Origin of the sequence: Kribbella sp. CA-245084 (assembly GCF_050942355.1) — a bacterium.
Classification (GTDB): Bacteria; Actinomycetota; Actinomycetes; order Propionibacteriales; family Kribbellaceae; genus Kribbella.
Genome location: NZ_CP192053.1, coordinates 6,742,275 through 6,760,149 on the forward strand (window position 1 = coordinate 6,742,275; position 17,875 = coordinate 6,760,149).

Below are 17,875 nucleotides of genomic sequence, written 5' to 3' on the forward strand. Positions count from 1 at the left end.
AGCTCACCGTCCTTCGAAAGTTCCGGTACGCCGTTCCGCGAAGGCAGCCCGTCCCTCGGTGGCGTCCTGCGTGCCTAGGGCAACAGCCTGCAGCTCGCGCTCGTACTGGATGGCCGACTCCAGGCCCATCGACCAGGCGGCGCGCAGGTTCGCCTTCGCGGCGGCGGCCGCGACCGGTGGCCGCGCGGCAATCCGGTGCGCCAGCTCGGTTGCGGTAGGCAACAATTCGCCGGGCCCGACGATCCTGCTGACCAATCCGATCCGCAACGCCTCGACCGCGTCGACCGGATCGCCGGTCAGCAGCATCGCGGCCGCGTCGCTGGCCGGCACCGAGGCCGCGAGCAGCGCCGTCACTCCCCCGCCGCCGATCCACCCGAGCTTGATCTCGGCCGCCGCGAAACTCGCCGTCGACGAGGCGAGCCGGATGTCGCACGACAGCGCCAGCTCGAGCCCGCCGCCGTACGCGTAACCGTTGACCGCGGCGATCACCGGCGTACGGAGCGAGCGCAGGGCGTCGCAGTAGTCGCGCCGGTTCCGGAAGTGCCACGGGCCGTCGTACCGGTCGAGCTCGCCGATATCGCTGCCGACCGAGAAGGCGCGCTCACCGGCGCCCGTCACCACGACCGCGCGGATCGACGGGTCCTCGTCGATCCGCGGAATCAGGTCGAGCAGCTCGGTGCTCATCGAGCGGGTGGCCGCGTTCAGCTTGGCCGGCCGGTCGAGGGTGAGCAGACCGACGTACCCGTCCTGCTCGAAGCGAATCCGCCCGTCATCCATGACGCACCTTCCCGTAGTCCTCCTCGATCCGGTCGACCGCGCGAGCCGGGTCGTCGTCACTGTCCAGCAACTCCCGCACCCGCTCGGACAGCTCGTCCTGGAATCCGATCCAGCCGTCGAACCGCGGCCGGACGTACGACGTCCGCAGGGTCCCGAGCGTCGCCGAATAGTGCCCGTTCCACGCCCGATCCACCGCCTCGGACTCCCAGACCGCCGCCGTCGCGGACTGCCCACCGACCGCGGACACCAGCTCCAGTTGCGTACGCACGTCGAGCAGTCCGCGCACGTACTTCGTCACCGCGAGCACCTTGGAATAGGCGCGCGGCGTCACGGCCAGCCCGGTCCCACCGAGCGTGCCGTTGCCTACGGCATCGTCGGCTCGAAGCCGAGGTGCAGCGGACCACGCCAAGGCGACACGGTCCGGTGTGGTCCGGCCGTAGTACGCGTAGCTGTAGACCAGCGGGCAGCACGCCGGCTCTCGGCCTCGGCCCGCTACAGCCAGGAGCTCATGGATACCGATCGGGTCGAGGTCTGCGAACGCCTGCTCGCTGCGGGACCAGACTGCGCGCAGTACCTCCAGCGCTTCCACGGCACGCCGTCGATCGAGGAGGTGCTCACCAGTGCGATCACCAGCCATGCCCAGCAGCATCAGCCCTGCATGCGGCCCGGCAACGCACAGTACGACGCTCGATAGTTCCAGCACCTCGGACCAGGTAGTAGGTGGTCCCAACCGGTCCGGTCGGTAGAGGCAGGCCTGCGTCGCCGCGTCGAGTGGGAGTGCCCACCCGTGCCCGTCCACCTGATAGCTCTCCCAGGTCGGCTGCACCGCCCGCGACTGCCACACCGCCAGGTCCTCGGCCGAGAACACATCCTCCACCGGCAGTACGGCACCGGCTTCGATCGCCGCGCCGAGACCGGGATGATCGATCACCAACAGGTCGTACCGCTCCGCCAGCTCCATCAACGGCGTGGACTCGAAGCCTGACAACAGCTGCCGGTCCCACTCCACCTCGACACCTGGACACGAGTACTCCGCCAGCGGCCGGTAGCCGCGTGGATGATCCCAGGTCAGTCCGCGCAACCGCACTGTCACGGCGACACCACCGCGCCGCGCTCGAACAGTGCTCGGCGTTTCGCCGGGGACAGGCCGAGCTCGGTCAGCAGTTCGTCCGTGTGCTCACCCACCAGCGGCGCCGGTCGATGTACTTCGGCCGGCGTCCGGCTGAAGCGGTACGGGAACCCAGGGGTCGTCACCGTGCCCTCGGTCGGGTGCTCGTACGTCACGAATGACTCGTTGTGCAGTACCTGCGGGTCGGTGCGCAGATCGTCGTACGAGAGAACCGGGCCGCACCAGACGCCGCGTTCGCGCAGTTTGAGCAGCCAGTGCTCGGTGGTCTCCCTGCGCAGCGCGGCCGACACCGCTGCCGCGATCTCGTCGCGACGGGCGAACCCGTCGCGCTCCGCGTCCAGTCCGGCGAGCTGTGGAGCATCCAGCACTTCGGCCAGCACCGGCAGGTTCGCGAACGCCAGCGAGATATACCCGTCAGCCGTCGTGAAGATCCCGTACGGCGCTCTGATGTAACTGTGCGCGTGGACCTCGTCGGACCGCGTCTGCGGTACGCCGCCGACAGTGTGCACCGACAGCTCCTGCATCTGCAGTGCGATCACCGCGTCCAGCATGTTCACCTGAACGAGCTGTCCTTCGCCGGTGCGCTCACGGTGTAGCAGAGCGGCCAGCACACCTTCGAAGGCCGTGTACGCCGTGACGGCGTCCGCGAGGAAGTACGGCGCCGCAACGGGCGGCTCGTCCGGTCGGCCGGCGCTGAACAGCGCACCGCTCATGGCCTGGACCAGCAGGTCCTGTCCGGGCCAGTCGGAGTACGGACCGGTCTCGCCGTACCCGGAGATCGAGACGTAGACGAGCGAGGGCTTCAGTGCGCGCAGGGTCTCGTAGTCGACCCCGAGTCGTGCGGCCACACCGGGCCGGTAGTTCTGCAGGAACACGTCGGCCGTGCGCACCAGCTCATAGAGGAGCTCGCGCCCCTCCTCCGACTTGAGGTCGACGGCCAGACTGCGCTTGTTGCGGTTCAGGGACAAGAATGACGCGTTCACCTCGTTGCCGACGGCACCGCCGGCGGACGTGTGCCGCTGCCACTCACCGGACACCGGCTCGACCTTCACGACGTCCGCGCCGAGGTCACCGAGCCGCATCGCCGCCAGCGGCCCGGCCATCGCCACGGACAGGTCGAGCACCCGGTAGCCGCCGAGGATGTTCATTGCGCCGTCCATCCCGCGTCCACCGGCAGCACCGCACCCGTGATGAACGACGCGTCGTCACTGGCCAGGAACGCGATCGCCGCCGCGACCTCCTCCGGCTGCCCGATCCGGCCGAGCGCATGGTGCCGGTCGACCATCGCCTGCATGGCGCCCGGGTCGCCCTCGCCGCCCACCTTGCCGTTGCGGATCAGCGGCGTGTCGATCAGCCCGGGCGCGACACAGTTCGCCCGTACGCCGGCCAGGCCGTGATCCAGCGCCATCGCCCGGGTCAGGTTCTCCACGCCGGCCTTCGCCGCGCAGTACGCCGACCTGTTCCGCTCGCCGACGGTGCCGATCGCGGACGAGATCGTCACGATCGCACCGCCGCCCTGCTCGACGAACCGCGGCAGGACGGCCCGGCACGAGTTGTAGACGCCGGTCAGGTCGACGTCGAGGATCGTCCGCCACTCGTCCGGGGACGTGTTCGGGACGGTGTCACAGACGTCGACACCGGCCGCGCTGACCAGTACGTGCACGTCACCGACCTCGGCGACCACCTCCAGCGTCCGCTCGAGGTCGGTCACGTCGAGCTCGTACGCCTTGCCGCCGACCTCCGCCGCGACCTGCTCGGCCGCGGCGAAGGAACGATCGCAGACGATCACGGTGCCGCCCTCGGCGGCGAACCGCCGGGCACTGGCCGCGCCGATCCCGGAGGCACCTCCGGTGATCAGCGCGACCTTGCCCGAGAATCTCTCGGTATCCATAGAACTCTCAGAACTCTCAGGGCTTCTCGTAGGGAAAGGACGGCAGTACGCCGATCTGGTCGTACTGCATCAACGAATCGTCGAACCCGGCTTCCCAGCTCACGTTCGCGAACGTGTCGCACGGTCCGGCGGACGGCCCGTGGTACGGGTCGCTCGCGATGTTGGTCACCTTGATGTCCGAGAACGCGAACCCGCAGCCGCCGAAGTCCATGTGCACGCCGTACGGCTTCGCGTCCGGCATCGACGGATCGGCGTTCGCGTCGTCGACGATCAGCTGCGACACCTTGGCGTCCGGCGTGTACGGCGGCTCGTTGCGGACGCCGTACGCGTAGAACGGACCGGTGTCGCCGCTGTCCTGTGCCAGATGCGACAACCGCACATGGTGGACCGTGTTGCCGCCGGTGTAGTTGTCCGCGTTCGGGATCTCCGGCCGGGACTCGATGCTGATGCCGTACCGCGCGCCGTGTTCGACGACGGTGTGACTGACCTCGTTGCCGCCGCTGTTCATGATCTCGACGCCGGCCGAGTCGCCCGGCACCAGCTCACCGATGTGATGGATGTAGTTGTTCGTGAAGGTGTTGCCATGGGCAACATCACCTTCGCCCGGGTACCCGCCCTCGACCTTGATGCCGTCGTTGCCGAGATGCTCGAGCAGACTGTCCGAGACCGTGGTCTTCTCGTTCGCGAACAGCAGCTCGATCGCGGTGAACCCGGTCTGCTGCAGATGCAGTCCGGTGAGTTTGACACCGCGGGTGTTGGTCAGGGTGATCGCGCCCCACTGGTTCCGCGGCATCTCGATCTGGGTGTCGTACTTCGGGTACTTGTGCTTGATCCCGGAGTCACCCGTCCCGTTCCAGCCGTACCGGTACCAGTCCATGAAGTCGGTGTGCTGGATGGTCAGACCGTCGAGTGTCAGGTTCTCCACCCGCCGGTTCACCGACGCGCCCTCGATCGAGAACACCTGGGTCTGGGTCGGCCGGTAGACCGTCACACCGTCCATCGTGCCGCCGGCCGGCTTGTAGTACAGCGTCTTCGCCGGGTAGTCCAGGTAGTACTCACCGGCCTGGTCGAGCAGGCTCAGCGAGTTCTGGACGTAGTAGCGGGAGCCGCCGCCGGAGTTGATGAAGCCGTACCGCGCCGGATACACCAGCGTGGTGCGCTTCTTGGTGAAGTTGATGTCGAGCATCGGGATCGTGTCGGTGAACCACGACCACGAGCCGCCGGACCAGACCGTCACCTGCGCGGGCCACGACGTACCGAGCCGGAGGTCCCAGGACGGGTCGATGTCACCGGTGTTGAACCCGAGCTGGTCGTGCACCGCTTCCTTGGTCGGGTCGAACAGGATCGACCGCAGGTACGGCGCCCACTTCTCGTCGGACTCCCGGTTCGGGTACCGGGCAGTGGTGGCCCGCTTCCCGTCGGCGTACAGGCTGTAGAACGGCTGGCTGACGTCGACCGGCGCCTTGAAGATGCCGTCCTTGTACGGCGTCCAGCTGGTCACCTCCCGGCCCGCCTCGAACACGGCCTTGCCCGGACCGTCGACGCTGCGATACGTCACGTTCGAGTCGCGGTCGTCGAAGGTGATTGTCCTGTCGACCTGGTACGTGCCGGCCTTCAGGTTCACGACCGTGGTACAGCCGGCGTGGCTGCGCATCCGCAAGGTGTCGCGGGCGTGCTCGACCGTCTTCCAGGGCTTCTTCTCACTGCCCGGGCCCTGGTCGTTGCCGTTCGGCGAGACCCACAGCGCGTCACACCGGGTGGCCTCGTTCTTCGGGCCCGCTCCCAGTGCCGAGCCCGCACCTATCACTGCCAGGGCGACTCCGACGACTACCCCGCCGAGGACCTTCATCCGCGTCACCGGCCCGCTACGTCGTACGGGAAGGTGGGTAGGACGCCGATCTTGTCGTACTCCATCTTCGACGCGTCGAAGCCGGTGTCCCAGTCGGCGTTGGTCACCTGGTTGCACTGGTAGGACTGGTACTTCTGGTCGGTCACCTTGCCCACCTGGACGTTGCTGAAGGCAAATCCACACCCACCGGCGTCCATGTGGACACCGCGCGTCCCGCCGGCGTCCGGCATCGACGGGTCCGGGATGACGTCGCCGATCACCATCTGGTCGACGCTGTTCTGGATCGGGTGCGGCTCCTGGTTGTCCACGCCGTAGGTGTAGAAGGCGCCCATGTCGCCGCTGTCGAGGCCCATCTCCTCCAGCTTGATGTACTTGAACGTGTTGCCGTTCGCGTACTGGTCGCCGTCCTTGACCTCAGGCCGCGACTCCAGGCTGATGCCGTAGCGGGCGCTGTGCTTCACCTCGACGTTCGTCACCGTGTTGTTGCCGGTGTCCATCAACTCGATGCCCGAGGCATCACCGGGGACCAGCTCACCGATGTGGTCGATGAACACGTTCGAGATCGTGTGGTGGTTGCTCAGGTCGCCTTCACCCGGCCACCCGCCCTCGACCTTGATGCCGTCGGCACCGATGTTCTCCAGCAGGCTGTCGGTGATCTTCGTGTGGTCGTTGGCGAACAGCAGGTAGATGCCCGTGAACCCGGTGTCGGACAGGTGCAGCCGGCTCAGGTCGATGTTGCTCGTGTTGGTCAGCGTGATCGCACCGAAGCGGTTCCGCGGCATCTCGATCTGCCGGTCGTACTCCGGGTACTTGTGTTCGACACCGGCGTCCCCACCGGCCACCCAGCCGTTGCGGTACCAGCTGACGAAGTCGGAGTACTGGACGCCTAGACCGTCGAACGCGACGTCGTGCAGCCGGTTCTGTGCCGACTCGCCCGCCAGGTTCAGCACGGTCTTCACCGTGGGCCGCAGCACCTTGACGCCTTCCATCGTGCCGCCGAGCGGCTTGTAGTAGACCTCACCGGCCTTGTAGTCGAGGTAGTACTCCCCCGGCTGGTCCAGGAAGCTCAGTGAGTTCTGGAAGAAGTACCGCGAGCCGCCGTTGCTGTTGACCATGGCGTAGCGGGTCCAGTACTTCAGTGTGGTCTGGGTCTTCTTGAAGTTGGTGTCCAGCAACGGGATCGTGTCGGTGAACCACGACCACGAGCCACCGGACCAGATCGTCACCGACGCCTGGCTCATGTCCCACGTGGGGTCCCAGTCGCCCGGGTTGCCGTAGAGCCAGTTGTGGACATCCATCTTGTCCTCTTCATAGAGGACGGAGCGCAGGTACGGCGACCACTGCTCGTCGCTGCCGCGGTTCGGGTACCGGGCGTTGGTGGCGCGCTTGCCGTCCTCGAAGAGCGTGTAGAACGGCTTCGACGCGTCGACCTTGGCCTTGTAGATGCCGTCCTTGTACGGCTCCCAGCCGGTGATCTCCTCGGCGCCTTCGAGGTTCGCCTTGCCGGGACCGTCGACGCTGCGGTAGACGACCCGATGGCCGTTCTTCCCGGAGTCCTGCTCGTCGAAGTCGACGGTGTTCGCGACCGGGTAGTCGCCGGCCTTCAGGTTGACGGTGATGTCGCAGTTCATCCGGTCGTTGAGGTGCTTGTTCCGGATCTCGTCACGGGCCCGGGTGATCGACTTCCACGGGCTCTGCTCGGTGCCTTTGGCGGAGTCGTTGCCGTCGGTGGCGACCCAGAAGGTCTTGCAGTCGACGGCACCTGCGGGTTGGGCGTTGAAGTTGATGGCCGCGACGGTCACCAGGGCAGCCGCGACCACCCCGGCGCCGACGCTGAGCGCCGTACGCCTGGTTCTGTTGGACATGTTGGGCGGGGTCCTCTCCTCGGAGGTCAGTCGCCGGCGTTGCCGTTGTGGCTGCGCCAGCGCTCGTACTCGAGACGGGTCTTCTCGGTCAGGGGGTAGTAGTCACGCAACGGGGCGCCCTCGTCGATACGGCGCCGGCTGAACTTCTCCCAGGCGTCGTGCTCGGCCGCCGCGTCGACGACCGACTGCGCACGCTGCCGGGGTACGACGACCGCACCGTCGTCGTCGGCGAGCACCAGGTCACCTGGCAGCGTCAGGACGCCGCCGACCGCCACCGGGACGTTGTACGCCCACGGGAACAGTTCGGACTGGGAGGCATAGTGCGGGGTGGCGCCGGTCGACCAGATCGGCACGTCCAGCTCCGACACCCTAGGCAGGTCGCGGATCCGGCCGTCGACGACGATGCCGGCCCCGCCGCGGAGCTTGAAGTAGCGGACCAGCATGTCGCCGAAGCAGCCGGTGGTGTGGCTGCCGTAGGCCTGGACCACCAGGACGTCGCCGGGCTGGATCTCGTCGAGCACGGCCCACAGCGCCGTACTGCGCTCGATGTACTCCTGGGTCTGCCCGTCGGCGATGTCCTCACGTTGCGGCATGAACTGCAGGGTCAGCGCGCGGCCGACGACCTTCTTGCCGGGGAACATGCTGGTCGGACCGTCGACGAAGGTCCGGCGGATGCCCTGGTTGTGCAACCGGGCGCAGGCGGTGGCCGACCCGATCGCGGACAGCCGCTCGACCAGGCCGGGATCGGATGCCGGCGGGTTCTCGCCGCGCACCGGTAGGTCCCAGACCGGCGTCACCGGGGCTTGCTCCGTGCTGCTCATATATCTCCTCAGTAATCTCTATTGGCCAAGCGCCAGATGGGCGGCGCGGTAGGTGTTCGGTGTCAGCCGCAGGTCCAGCCGGATGCTCCGGCCGGGCGGCATCGTCACGTCGAGTCTGTTGCTGCTGACAACAACCGTGCGGCTGCCGACCGCCGGCGGGGTCGAGGTGTACGCCGGTGACGGTCCGGGGTACTCCCCGGTCGCAGTCGAGATCGTTGCCTCGTCGATGCGGTCTGTTCCGAAGCTCCCGGCCTGAACGACCACTCTGCGGGTCTGGGTCGCGGACAGGTTGACCAGCTGCAGACCGGTCCGATCCGGCTCGACCGTGTCGACCAGTGCGGCCACGTCAGGTGGCAGACCGGGTCGTCCGCGGTCGGCGTCCAGGTAGAGCACACGCATCGGCAGCAGTCCGCCGTTGTACAGCAGCTGCGGCGTACCTGTGGTCAGCTGGAGCAGCGCCTCGGTGGCGACCGGGTTGTGGCGTTGCCAGTGGTGGATGTTCAGGTCGGCCGGCTCGACGGTGTCGACAGCCATCAGGTCCATCCGGCGTTGCACCTGCGACAGTGCGACGCCCAGCATCGCCTCCGGGTAGCCGGGGTTGTCCCCGGCCAGGTAGGCGAGCCATGGTGCTTCGTGGCCGGCGTCCTCCTTGTTGCGGAAGTCGCGGACCGTCCGCCAGTCGTAACCGCTGCGCTGCCGCAGCTTGGTCAACCGGTCGCGGTCACCCGACTCGAACGCGGCCTGCCACAACCACATCGGCAGTCCGAGCTGGGGTGGCTGATAGTCGAACCAGCCGTCGTCGTTGTGCCGGTTCGGGATCAGCAGGGTCGGGCTGGCGCAGTCCTCACCGAGCTCAGCCTCCCAGCGGTCCCGGATACTCAGCTCGGTGTCGTCGACGGCGCCGCTGATGCCACGCTCGTACAGGTGGTCCAGCAACTGCCGGGCGAAGTCCAGCCGCTTCTGGTCACCTGTCAGTACGACGCCGTTCAGCGCCGCGATGCACGCGGCCGAGCCGACGCTGTAGACGCCGTGGGGCCAGTTCCAGCCGTAGTTGCCGCCGTACCAACGTCCGTCGTGGAGCTCGCCGACGATGCCGTTCGGGCCGACGTTGTCCGGAAGCAGTCCGCCGTTCGCCTTGGCCCGCTCCTCCCAGGCGTCGAGGTACTCCAGCGTCCACGCGGCGAACCGGTCGCTGTGGTCGTAGAGCCAGGCGTTCGCAGTCAGCGTCGTCGCCGCCAGGTTGACCGCGGAGTCACCGGCACCGAGCCGGCGGATCATCTCCGCGCCCATCAGGTCCGCGTTCGCCGGATCCTTCAGGTCGTCCCAGCTGCCGATCCCGGGTACGCCGGACAGCGGCAGCCCGAAGATCGACATCTTCGCCTGGTCGGCGCCGAACGTGTGCCACTCGTCATTGATGCCCCAGCGCGGACCGCCGGCACCGTTGTGCGGTGCGCGGATCGTCCGCGTCGCCGGGTCGTAGTTGCCGGCCGGCGAGCCCGGCAGGTAGAGCTCGGCGAACCGGTACGCGCGTTCGCGGAACACCTCGTCGGTCGGGTCGGCGGCACACAGCGAGTAGAAGAAGATCATCGACTCGCCGATGTGGAACCAGTCGTACCCGCGCTCGAACTCACCGGTCAGGAAGCCCAGGTCGGTGAGCTGTCGGGTCACGCCTTCCCAGTGCCACTTCGACACGTCGATCAGGTCGTCGGCGCCACCGAGCTGGTAGAGCACCGGCCAGTTCACGAACGCCTCGTAGAAGTCGTCCGCGCCGTCCCGGCTCTGCATCGGACCGGCGTACCGCAGGCTGCCGTCCGGCAGGCAGTAGCGCTCGCGGAAAAGCCACCAGCCCTCGTCCATCACGTCGAACAGGCGGCGCTGCATGATCGCCCAGGCGGGCGGCGTACCGATCGGGGTCTCGGCGACAATCGGTTCGGCTATCGGCTCGTTCATCCCTTGGTCGCCCCCGCGGTCAGGCCGCTGATCACGTGCTTCTGGAGCAGCACGAAGACCACCAGCAACGGAGCCACCGCGAGCAGCAGCGTCGGGAACACCACCGTGTAGTCGGTGGAGTACTGGCTCACCGCGGCGTACACGCCGGTCGTCACGGTGTAGAGACCGCTGCCCGGGCCGAGGATGATCTGCGGATTCACGAAGTCGTTCCAGACCGAGAACGTGTTCAGGATGACCATCGTCACCACGGCCGGTTTCATCAGCGGGAACACGATCGACCAGAACACCCGGTGTTTGCCGGCTCCGTCGACCGCGGCCGCCTCGTCCAGGCTGACCGGGATCGTCATGATGTAGCCGGCGTACAGGAAGATCGAGAACGGCAGCGTCAGCGTGGTCTCGAACAGCACGAACCCGGGAATCGTGCCCATCAGCCCGAGGAACTTCAGCGTGTAGACCACCGGGATCACCAGCACCTGGCTCGGGATGAACGTGCCGGCCACGAACAGCAGCAGAAGCATCCGGTACCGGCGCTCGCTGCGCCGGGCGATCACGTACGACACCGGTCCGGCGAGCGCCACCGAGAGGACGTTCACCGAGACCACGAACAGGATCGTGACGGCGTACCCCTTGAGGATGTTGAAGTCGGGGTTCGTCGCCGCCTTCTTCAGGTACTGCGTGGTGAGCTGATCCGGCGACAGCGAGAACGGGTGCGCGAGGATGTCCTGCTGCGACTTGAACGCGCTGACGACCAGCAGGTACATCGGCACCAGCATCAGCACGCTGACCAGCACCATGAACGCGACGCGTCCCCAGCCCTTTGTTCGCAAGGGTTTCAGCTGCACACTCGCCACCCGCGGCATCCGGAGCGCGCTCATGCCTGCACTCCTCGGTCGGCACGCGCACGCAGCCGCGCAACGGTCAGGGCGAGTCCGGCGGTGATCACCATCAGTACGACGCTCTGCGCCGAGCCGAACCCGAGCGCGTTGTTGTGGAACGAGTCCCACAGGATCAGGTACGCCGCTGTCTGGGTCGATCCGGCCGGTCCGCCGCCGGTCAGCGACACCACCAGGTCGTACGTCTTCAGCAGTGTCACCAGCGACAGCACCAGATTGACTGTGACGACCGGTGCGAGCGCGGGCAGCGTGACGTTGAAGAACGTCTGCCTGGCTGATGCACCGTCGATCCGCGCGGCCTCCAGCAGGTCACGCGAGATGGTCTGCAGGCCGGCCAGGTAGAGGACGACGTTCACGCCGAACCCCGCCCACACGAGCACGCCGATGAGGCTGGCGAGCGCCCAGTTCGGATTGGACAGGAAGGGCAGCACCTCCGCGCCCTTCGACGTCAGCCATCCGTTGACGACTCCCGACGTACCGAGGACGGCGCTCCACAGGAAGCCGACGACCAGTGCGCTCAGGACGTGTGGGTAGAACAGCACGATCCGGAACAGCGCGTTCAGCCGGGAGGCGCCGTTCACCAGCAGGGCGAAGCCGAGTCCCAGCACGCTGAGCAGGACGGTGCCGACAGCAGCGATCAGGAGCGTCACCCAGCCCGCCCGGATCGCCTCGGCGCTATGCGTCAGGTTCACGTAGTTCTTGAGCCCCACGAACGCCGGGTTCGCGCTGTACCCGTCCCAGTCGGTCAGGCTCAGGTAGAGCGACAGACAGACCGGGACGACCAGCATGACGACGAACAGCACCAGGGCGGGGCCGACCATACTGAGGGTCGTCAGCCGGGCTCTCACGATTTCGAGCCCATCCAGGTGTTCATGCGGGTCGCGACGTCCTTGGCGCTCTTCCCCGTGTAGAGGCTCTGGACTGCCTTGTTCCACTCCCCGTTGAAGCCCTGCGGCAGGGTGCTGGCGCCGTACCCCTCACCCTGGGCGACCTGCTTCGGCGCCTGGTCGAGGATGTCCTGCACCTGCTTGCCGAGCGGCGACAGCTTGTCGGTGAAGCCCTTGCGGAAGTTGCCGTCCTGCGCGAGCTGACTCTGTACGGCGCCCTTGTCGGTGACCAGCCACTGCACCAGTTTCACCGACAGGTCGCGCTGCTCGGTCGACTTGAGCACCATGTACGGCGCGGCCATCGTGACGCCCTGCGGGCCCGGCGACGGCTGGCCGGCGGCCGGCGGGGCCGCGAAGACGCCGAGGTCGAACGCCGGCTTCGCGTCGTCGGCGGTCCGGACGAACCAGCTGCCCATGATGTACATGCCGGCCTTGCCGGACAGGAAGTTGGTCTGCGCGCCGACGTCCTTCAGGCCGAGCGCGTTCTTGTCGACGTACCCGTTCTTGATCCAGGACTGGTAGCGCTCCAACAGCGGCAGCATGGTGTCGCCGAGTTGGAGGCCCTTGGCGTTGACCTTCTGGTACCAGTCCGGGTGCTCGGTGGCGATCGACGGGTCACTGAGCTGCAGCAGTTGCAGTCCGGTCACGTAGTCGCCGGCGGTCTGCAGCGGCAGGTAGCCCGCCGCCTTCAGCTTGCCCATCGCGGCGGTCAGCTCGTCCAGGTCCTTCGGCGGCGCAGTGATACCGGCCTTGGCGAACGCGTCCTTGTTGTAGAACACCAGCGACTGCGCCTGCTGGCCGACGCCGACGGTGTAGACCTTGCCGTCCAGCGCGGCCTGCTCCGACAGCGGAGTGTCCTTGGTCCACGCCTGGTCGGTCAGGTCCAGCATCTGCGGCGCCAGCACCTTGTCCGCCATCAGCGTCTCGACGACATCCGGCGCGTTGCCGGCTGCGAGCAGCTGCGGCAGCGTGTCCTTCACACCGGAACCGGTCGGCGCCTCGATCTTCACGTCGACGCCCGGGTTCGCGTCCTCGAAGGGCTTGACCAGACCCTCCCAGTAGCTCTTGGTGAGGTTGGGAGTGATGTTGACCAGCATGCGCACTTCACCGGTGCTGTCACCAGCAGCACCCTTGGTGTCGCTGAAGCCACCACCGCAGCCGGCCGCGCCCACCAGGATCACGACGGATGTCAGCAGACCGAGCCTGCGCTTGAACGTACGGGCTACCGAACGAGCCATTTCGAGATCCTCCTCGGATCGTCCCGGCGTCGGGGGCGGCCGGGCGTCGTTATCGAGTGACGATGCAGAGAACCGCGCCCGAGTGTCAACGTTTACGCGGCAAAGTGGACGCCCTGAGTCAGAAGTCCGTGCCAGATAGGGTTGGCAGAACGCTGTGAACGGGGTCACCATGCAGCCATGCCCGATGCCGGAAGACCCAAGTCGCCGCTGACCCTGTCGGTGGCCGAGCGGACCGCGCTCAGCCAGCTCGCGGCCGCCCCGCGGACCACCGACGCGATGCGGCTGCGGGCCCGGATCGTGCTCGCCAGCGCGGAGGGCCGCTCGAACAAGGCGGTCGCGGACCTGCTCGAGGTCACCCCGGGCACGGTCGGCAAATGGCGCCGCCGGTTCCTCCGGATGGGCATGGCCGGTCTCGACGACGGAATGCGCAGCGGCCGTCCCCGGATGGTGGACCGGGTCCAGCTGGGTGGGATGGCGACGGCATCGATGGCCGATTCCGGACATCGCCTGTCCACCCGCGAGCTGGCAGCGACGTACGGCGTCTCGCAGTCGACGGTCGCGCGCCGGCGCCGGGAGGAGGTCCAGCACTACCGATCTGGATCAACGGCCCGCGGCGACATCGGTTTCAGCCACCCCGCGCCGCCGTCCTCCAGCGACCCCGAACTGCTGTCCGACCGGGTCTACGAGGCGATCCGCGGCTGGATACTGTCCGGAGAGCTCGCCCCGGGCATGCGGGTCGTGGAGTCCGAGATCGCCCGTGTCCTCGGCACCAGTCAGACTCCGGCCCGGGAAGCGGTACGCCGCCTGGCGCACGAGGGGCTCGTCACGTACCGGCCGCGGCTGGGGAACTTCGTCACCGAGATCTCCCAGGTCGAGGCCCGTGAGGCGCGCGAGGTCCGCGTCCTGCTGGAGTCCGCGGCGGCGCGGCGGGCCACCGGGCACGTGCCGCCCGGGGAGCTGGACCTGCTGCGGATCGAAGTACAGCGGATGTCCGAGGCTGCGGATCACCACGACATCGGTGCGTTCCGGGAGGCCGACCTGCGGTTCCATCGGCAGGTGCTCGCGACCAGCGGGAACTCGATGCTGCTGCGGGTGTGGCGGACGCTGGAGCCGGCGCTGTGGAGCCTGCAGGTCGTGTCGAACGCGATGTACGCCGGTGACTGGGGACTGATGGCGCGGCGGCACGTGGACCTGATCGAGGTCCTGTCCGGCACCGACCCCGAGGACTCGGCCCGCCTGTTCGCCGCCCACGCCCGCGGCGAAAGCTCCATCACCAGACCGGCCGGCCACCATGACTGACCTCCCCACTCACCTCGTCGATGCCCACGTCCACGTCTGGGATCTCGCCCGGCGGTCACTCCCCTGGCTCCGTACCGGACACCCGCTCCGCCGTGACTTCACCCTCGAAGACATCTCCGACGACGTGATCCTGGTGCAGGCCGACGCGGACCCGGCCGAGGTGTACGACCTGCTGGCGTTGGCGCCGCAGACCCCGTCCGTGGTCGGGGTGGTCGGGTGGTTCGATCTGCTCGACTTCCCCGACCGGCTGCCCGACGACCCGCGGCTGGTCGGCGTACGCAGTCCGCCGACGGACCAGACCGATCCCGACGCCCTGATCGATCCCGCGCATCTGCGCGGTGTGCAGGCCGCCACCGACGCCGGCCTCGCCGTCGACCTCCTGCTCCGCCCCTCCGCGTTGATCGGGGCGGCCCGGCTCGCGTCCGCCGTACCCGAAGCGCGGCTGGTGATCGACCACCTCGGCAACCCGACCGCTGTCACCCCCGACTGGCTCGCCGGACTGCGGGCGCCCGCCGAGTGCCCGAACGTCACCGTCAAGCTGTCCGGCATCGCCCACCTCCCGACCGACGACCTCCGCGCGATGGTCGACGTCGTCCTCGAACTCTTCGGCAGTGAACGGTTGCTGTTCGGCTCGGACTGGCCCGTGTGCACGCTGGCCGCCGGCCGCGCCGAGGTGATCCGCCGTACCGCAGCACTGCTGCCGCCCGCAGCGCACAACGACGTGTTCCGCGGCACCGCCCAGCGCATCTACCGCCCCAGGGAGACCGCCCATGAACGAGTACACCCGCCGCCAGGTCCTTAGGACCGCAGGCGCCGCGGCCGGCACCGCCGCTGTCGCCGGCTCGCTCACTCTCACCCCGTCCGCCGCCGCTGCCGTCCCGCCCCCGGGCAGCGGCGCCAACCCCCTCACCCTCTGGTACACCCAGCCCGCCACCGAGTGGCTGCAGGCGCTTGCCATCGGCAACGGCCGGCTCGGCGCCATGGTGTACGGCGGAACCGCCGCCGAGCAACTGCAGCTGAACGAGGACTCGATCTGGGCCGGCGGCCCGCACCAGTACGACGACCCGGTCGGCAAGGAGGTGCTGCCGGAGATCCGCCGCCTGATCGCCGAGGAGCAGTACCTCGACGCGCAGAACCTGGCCGACGAGCACTTCATGGGCCGTCCGACCGAGCAGATGCAGTACCAGCCGGTCGGGTACCTCTCACTGGCCTTCCCCGGTATCGACGCGGCTGCTGTCTCGGCGTACCGGCGGGAGCTCGATCTGACCACGGCGACCACGTCGGTCAGCTACGAGCACGCCGGTGTGCGCTACACGCGGGAGGTGTTCGTCAGCCATCCCGCGCAGGTGCTGGTGATGCGGCTGACGGCCAGTCAGCGTGGTGCGCTCACGTTCGACGCGACGTACAGCACCGAGCAGGCCGCGACGCCGGCACGGTTCGACGACAAGACGCTCGCGCTGAACGGCATCAGCGGAGACGCGGAAGGGCTGACCGGGTCGGTCAAGTTCTGCGCGCTGCTGCGGGCGTTTGCCGCGGGCGGCACCACTACGGTTGCCGATGGCAAGTTGTCGGTCGCCGGTGCGGACGAGGTGACGCTGCTGTTCTCGGTCGGGACCAGCTACCGCAACTACCTCGACGTCGGGGCTGACCAGGTGGCTCGTGCCGTCGCGCCGCTGACCGCCGTCGGCCGTCCGGCGTACGGGCGACTGCGGCACGAGCACGTGGAGGACTACCAGCGCCTGTTCGGCCGCGTGGACCTCGACCTCGGTACGTCGGACTCGATCGCGCTCCCGACGGACCAGCGGATCGCGGCGTTCCGCAACGGCGGCGACCCGCAACTGGCCGCGCTCTACTACCAGTTCGGTCGCTACCTGCTGATCTCCAGCTCACGCACTCCGGGGCAGCCCGCGAACCTGCAGGGCATCTGGAGCTACAAGATGCTGCCTGAGTGGCAGTCCAAGTTCACGCTGAACATCAACTGCGAGATGAACTACTGGCCGGCCGGTCCCGCCAACCTGGCCGAGTGCTGGGACCCGCTGTTCCAGATGATCGGTGAGCTGTCGGAGTCCGGCGCCCGCACGGCAGCAACGATGTACGACGCTCCAGGCTGGGTAGCGCACCACAACACCGACGGCTGGCGCGGCACCGCACCTGTCGACTTCGCGTACTACGGTGTCTGGCCGACCGGCGGTGCGTGGCTCTCGCTGCTGTTCTGGGAGCGCTACGAGTACACCGGCGATCTGGAGATGCTGCGGAAGTACTACCCGGTGCTGCGTGGTTCGGTCGAGTTCTTCCTCGACCAGCTGCAGACCGACGCCAAGACGGGCTGGCTGGTGACCAGCCCTTCGCACTCTCCCGAGGTCAAGCACCACGACTACGACAACGTCGGCGTCAGCATGTGCGCCGGACCGACGATGGACACCGAGATCCTGCACGACCTGTTCAAGGTGTTCGGACAGGCGTCCGCGTTGCTGGGCAAGGACTCCGCGATGGCAGCGGAGGCAGCCGAGGCACGGTCCAGGCTGGCACCTCTGCAGATCGGGTACCTCGGTCAGATCCAGGAGTGGCTGATCGACTGGGAGGAGGCGGCTCTGGAGACGAGTCGACATGTCTCACACCTGTGGGCCGTCTTCCCGAGTGATCAGGTGACACCCCGCAGTACGCCGGAACTCGCGGACGCGGCGCGCAAGTCCCTGGAGTTGCGTGGTCCGGCCGTAACCGCCGGCTGGTCGCTGGCCTGGAAACTGAACCTGCGGGCCCGGCTGCTCGAGCCGGACAACGCGTACAAGCATCTGACGCAGTTGCTCGGTCCCGGCCGGACAGCTCCTAACCTGTTCGACCTGCACCCACCGTTCCAGATCGACGGCAACTTCGGCGGCATCTCCGGGATCACCGAGATGATCATGCAGAGCCACTCCGGTGAGGTCGCGCTGCTGCCCTGTCTGCCGTCGGCGTTCCCGACCGGCAGCGTGCGGGGCCTGCGGGCGCGTGGCGGCTTCGAGTTGGAGTTCGCCTGGTCCGGTGGGACGCTGACGAAGGCCCGGATCCGGTCCCTGCTCGGCAACCGGCTGCGGCTGCGGACCGGTGCGCCGGTCGATGTGAAGTCCTCGGCCGGCCCGGTGGCGTTCGGACGCCCCGAAGACGGCGTCGTCGAGTTCCGGACCCGTACTGGTGTCGACTACTTCATCGAGCCGCGCGCATGATCCGACTTGCTCTACCTCTCCTAGTCACATTGCTGGCAGCAAGCACCTCGGCGTTGCCCGCGGTCAGCCATCC

General features: G+C 67.9%; 14 protein-coding genes. 3 read left to right on the top strand and 11 right to left on the bottom strand.

What is annotated here, in order from left to right; all coding sequences use genetic code 11:
- Positions 1 to 3: 3 nt before the first annotated feature.
- The 11 genes from ACQPYH_RS32030 to ACQPYH_RS32080 are packed head-to-tail and all read right to left on the bottom strand — an operon-like array spanning position 4 to position 13,300.
- On the bottom strand, positions 4 to 777 hold the full coding sequence (locus tag ACQPYH_RS32030; RefSeq protein WP_432878966.1) for an enoyl-CoA hydratase/isomerase family protein: 774 nt from the start codon (positions 775 to 777) through the stop codon (positions 4 to 6).
- Positions 770 to 1,870 carry a hypothetical protein gene (locus ACQPYH_RS32035; RefSeq protein WP_432878969.1) on the bottom strand — a complete coding sequence of 367 codons (1,101 nt, stop codon included), beginning with the start codon at positions 1,868 to 1,870 and terminating at the stop codon, positions 770 to 772. The genes ACQPYH_RS32030 and ACQPYH_RS32035 overlap by 8 nt, the downstream gene beginning before the upstream one ends.
- Positions 1,867 to 3,066: a CaiB/BaiF CoA transferase family protein gene (locus ACQPYH_RS32040; protein ID WP_432878971.1), complete on the bottom strand. Its 1,200-nt coding sequence runs from the start codon at positions 3,064 to 3,066 to the stop codon at positions 1,867 to 1,869. The genes ACQPYH_RS32035 and ACQPYH_RS32040 overlap by 4 nt, the downstream gene beginning before the upstream one ends.
- Complete coding sequence (locus tag ACQPYH_RS32045; RefSeq protein WP_432878974.1) at positions 3,051 to 3,797, bottom strand: SDR family NAD(P)-dependent oxidoreductase; 747 nt, start codon at positions 3,795 to 3,797, stop codon at positions 3,051 to 3,053. The genes ACQPYH_RS32040 and ACQPYH_RS32045 overlap by 16 nt, the downstream gene beginning before the upstream one ends.
- A gap of 16 nt (positions 3,798 to 3,813) precedes the next feature.
- Positions 3,814 to 5,646 carry a right-handed parallel beta-helix repeat-containing protein gene (locus ACQPYH_RS32050; protein WP_432878976.1) on the bottom strand — a complete coding sequence of 611 codons (1,833 nt, stop codon included), beginning with the start codon at positions 5,644 to 5,646 and terminating at the stop codon, positions 3,814 to 3,816.
- A 5-nt stretch (positions 5,647 to 5,651) separates the two neighbouring features.
- A complete protein-coding gene (locus ACQPYH_RS32055; RefSeq protein ID WP_432878977.1) occupies positions 5,652 to 7,511 on the bottom strand; it encodes a right-handed parallel beta-helix repeat-containing protein in 1,860 nt (619 codons plus the stop codon).
- Between the two features lie 26 nt (positions 7,512 to 7,537).
- Positions 7,538 to 8,332, bottom strand: a complete 795-nt coding sequence (locus tag ACQPYH_RS32060) for a hypothetical protein (RefSeq protein ID WP_432878980.1) — start codon at positions 8,330 to 8,332, stop codon at positions 7,538 to 7,540.
- Between the two features lie 18 nt (positions 8,333 to 8,350).
- Complete coding sequence (locus tag ACQPYH_RS32065) at positions 8,351 to 10,282, bottom strand: hypothetical protein (protein WP_432878982.1); 1,932 nt, start codon at positions 10,280 to 10,282, stop codon at positions 8,351 to 8,353.
- Positions 10,279 to 11,157, bottom strand: coding sequence for a carbohydrate ABC transporter permease (locus ACQPYH_RS32070; RefSeq protein ID WP_432878984.1), 879 nt, complete (start codon positions 11,155 to 11,157; stop codon positions 10,279 to 10,281). The genes ACQPYH_RS32065 and ACQPYH_RS32070 overlap by 4 nt, the downstream gene beginning before the upstream one ends.
- On the bottom strand, positions 11,154 to 12,023 hold the full coding sequence (locus ACQPYH_RS32075) for a carbohydrate ABC transporter permease (protein WP_432878986.1): 870 nt from the start codon (positions 12,021 to 12,023) through the stop codon (positions 11,154 to 11,156). The genes ACQPYH_RS32070 and ACQPYH_RS32075 overlap by 4 nt, the downstream gene beginning before the upstream one ends.
- Positions 12,020 to 13,300: an ABC transporter substrate-binding protein gene (locus tag ACQPYH_RS32080; protein WP_432878989.1), complete on the bottom strand. Its 1,281-nt coding sequence runs from the start codon at positions 13,298 to 13,300 to the stop codon at positions 12,020 to 12,022. Before ACQPYH_RS32080 ends, ACQPYH_RS32075 begins: the two co-directional genes overlap by 4 nt.
- A 177-nt stretch (positions 13,301 to 13,477) precedes the next feature.
- Here ACQPYH_RS32080 and ACQPYH_RS32085 point away from each other — a divergent pair, with 177 nt between their 5' ends.
- Genes ACQPYH_RS32085 through ACQPYH_RS32095 form a run of 3 tightly spaced genes read left to right on the top strand, consistent with a single transcriptional unit; the run spans position 13,478 to position 17,802 of the window.
- Positions 13,478 to 14,599 (top strand): FCD domain-containing protein, encoded by a 1,122-nt coding sequence (locus tag ACQPYH_RS32085; RefSeq protein WP_432878992.1) that lies wholly within the window; start codon positions 13,478 to 13,480, stop codon positions 14,597 to 14,599.
- Complete coding sequence (locus tag ACQPYH_RS32090) at positions 14,592 to 15,401, top strand: amidohydrolase family protein (RefSeq protein ID WP_432878995.1); 810 nt, start codon at positions 14,592 to 14,594, stop codon at positions 15,399 to 15,401. The genes ACQPYH_RS32085 and ACQPYH_RS32090 overlap by 8 nt, the downstream gene beginning before the upstream one ends.
- Positions 15,370 to 17,802 carry a glycosyl hydrolase family 95 catalytic domain-containing protein gene (locus ACQPYH_RS32095; RefSeq protein WP_432878999.1) on the top strand — a complete coding sequence of 811 codons (2,433 nt, stop codon included), beginning with the start codon at positions 15,370 to 15,372 and terminating at the stop codon, positions 17,800 to 17,802. The genes ACQPYH_RS32090 and ACQPYH_RS32095 overlap by 32 nt, the downstream gene beginning before the upstream one ends.
- Positions 17,803 to 17,875 lie beyond the last annotated feature (73 nt).

Excerpts from the sequence above, each read along its gene's own strand:
- ACQPYH_RS32030 (WP_432878966.1), bottom strand. The coding sequence starts at position 777 with ATGGATGACGGGCGGATTCGCTTCGAGCAGGACGGGTACGTCGGTCTG.
- ACQPYH_RS32040 (WP_432878971.1), bottom strand. The coding sequence starts at position 3,066 with ATGGACGGCGCAATGAACATCCTCGGCGGCTACCGGGTGCTCGACCTG.
- ACQPYH_RS32045 (WP_432878974.1), bottom strand. The coding sequence starts at position 3,797 with ATGGATACCGAGAGATTCTCGGGCAAGGTCGCGCTGATCACCGGAGGT.
- ACQPYH_RS32050 (WP_432878976.1), bottom strand. The coding sequence starts at position 5,646 with ATGAAGGTCCTCGGCGGGGTAGTCGTCGGAGTCGCCCTGGCAGTGATA.
- ACQPYH_RS32055 (WP_432878977.1), bottom strand. The coding sequence starts at position 7,511 with ATGTCCAACAGAACCAGGCGTACGGCGCTCAGCGTCGGCGCCGGGGTG.
- ACQPYH_RS32060 (WP_432878980.1), bottom strand. The coding sequence starts at position 8,332 with ATGAGCAGCACGGAGCAAGCCCCGGTGACGCCGGTCTGGGACCTACCG.
- ACQPYH_RS32065 (WP_432878982.1), bottom strand. The coding sequence starts at position 10,282 with ATGAACGAGCCGATAGCCGAACCGATTGTCGCCGAGACCCCGATCGGT.
- ACQPYH_RS32070 (WP_432878984.1), bottom strand. The coding sequence starts at position 11,157 with ATGAGCGCGCTCCGGATGCCGCGGGTGGCGAGTGTGCAGCTGAAACCC.
- ACQPYH_RS32080 (WP_432878989.1), bottom strand. The coding sequence starts at position 13,300 with ATGGCTCGTTCGGTAGCCCGTACGTTCAAGCGCAGGCTCGGTCTGCTG.
- ACQPYH_RS32085 (WP_432878992.1), top strand. The coding sequence starts at position 13,478 with ATGCCCGATGCCGGAAGACCCAAGTCGCCGCTGACCCTGTCGGTGGCC.
- ACQPYH_RS32090 (WP_432878995.1), top strand. The coding sequence starts at position 14,592 with ATGACTGACCTCCCCACTCACCTCGTCGATGCCCACGTCCACGTCTGG.
- ACQPYH_RS32095 (WP_432878999.1), top strand. The coding sequence starts at position 15,370 with ATGAACGAGTACACCCGCCGCCAGGTCCTTAGGACCGCAGGCGCCGCG.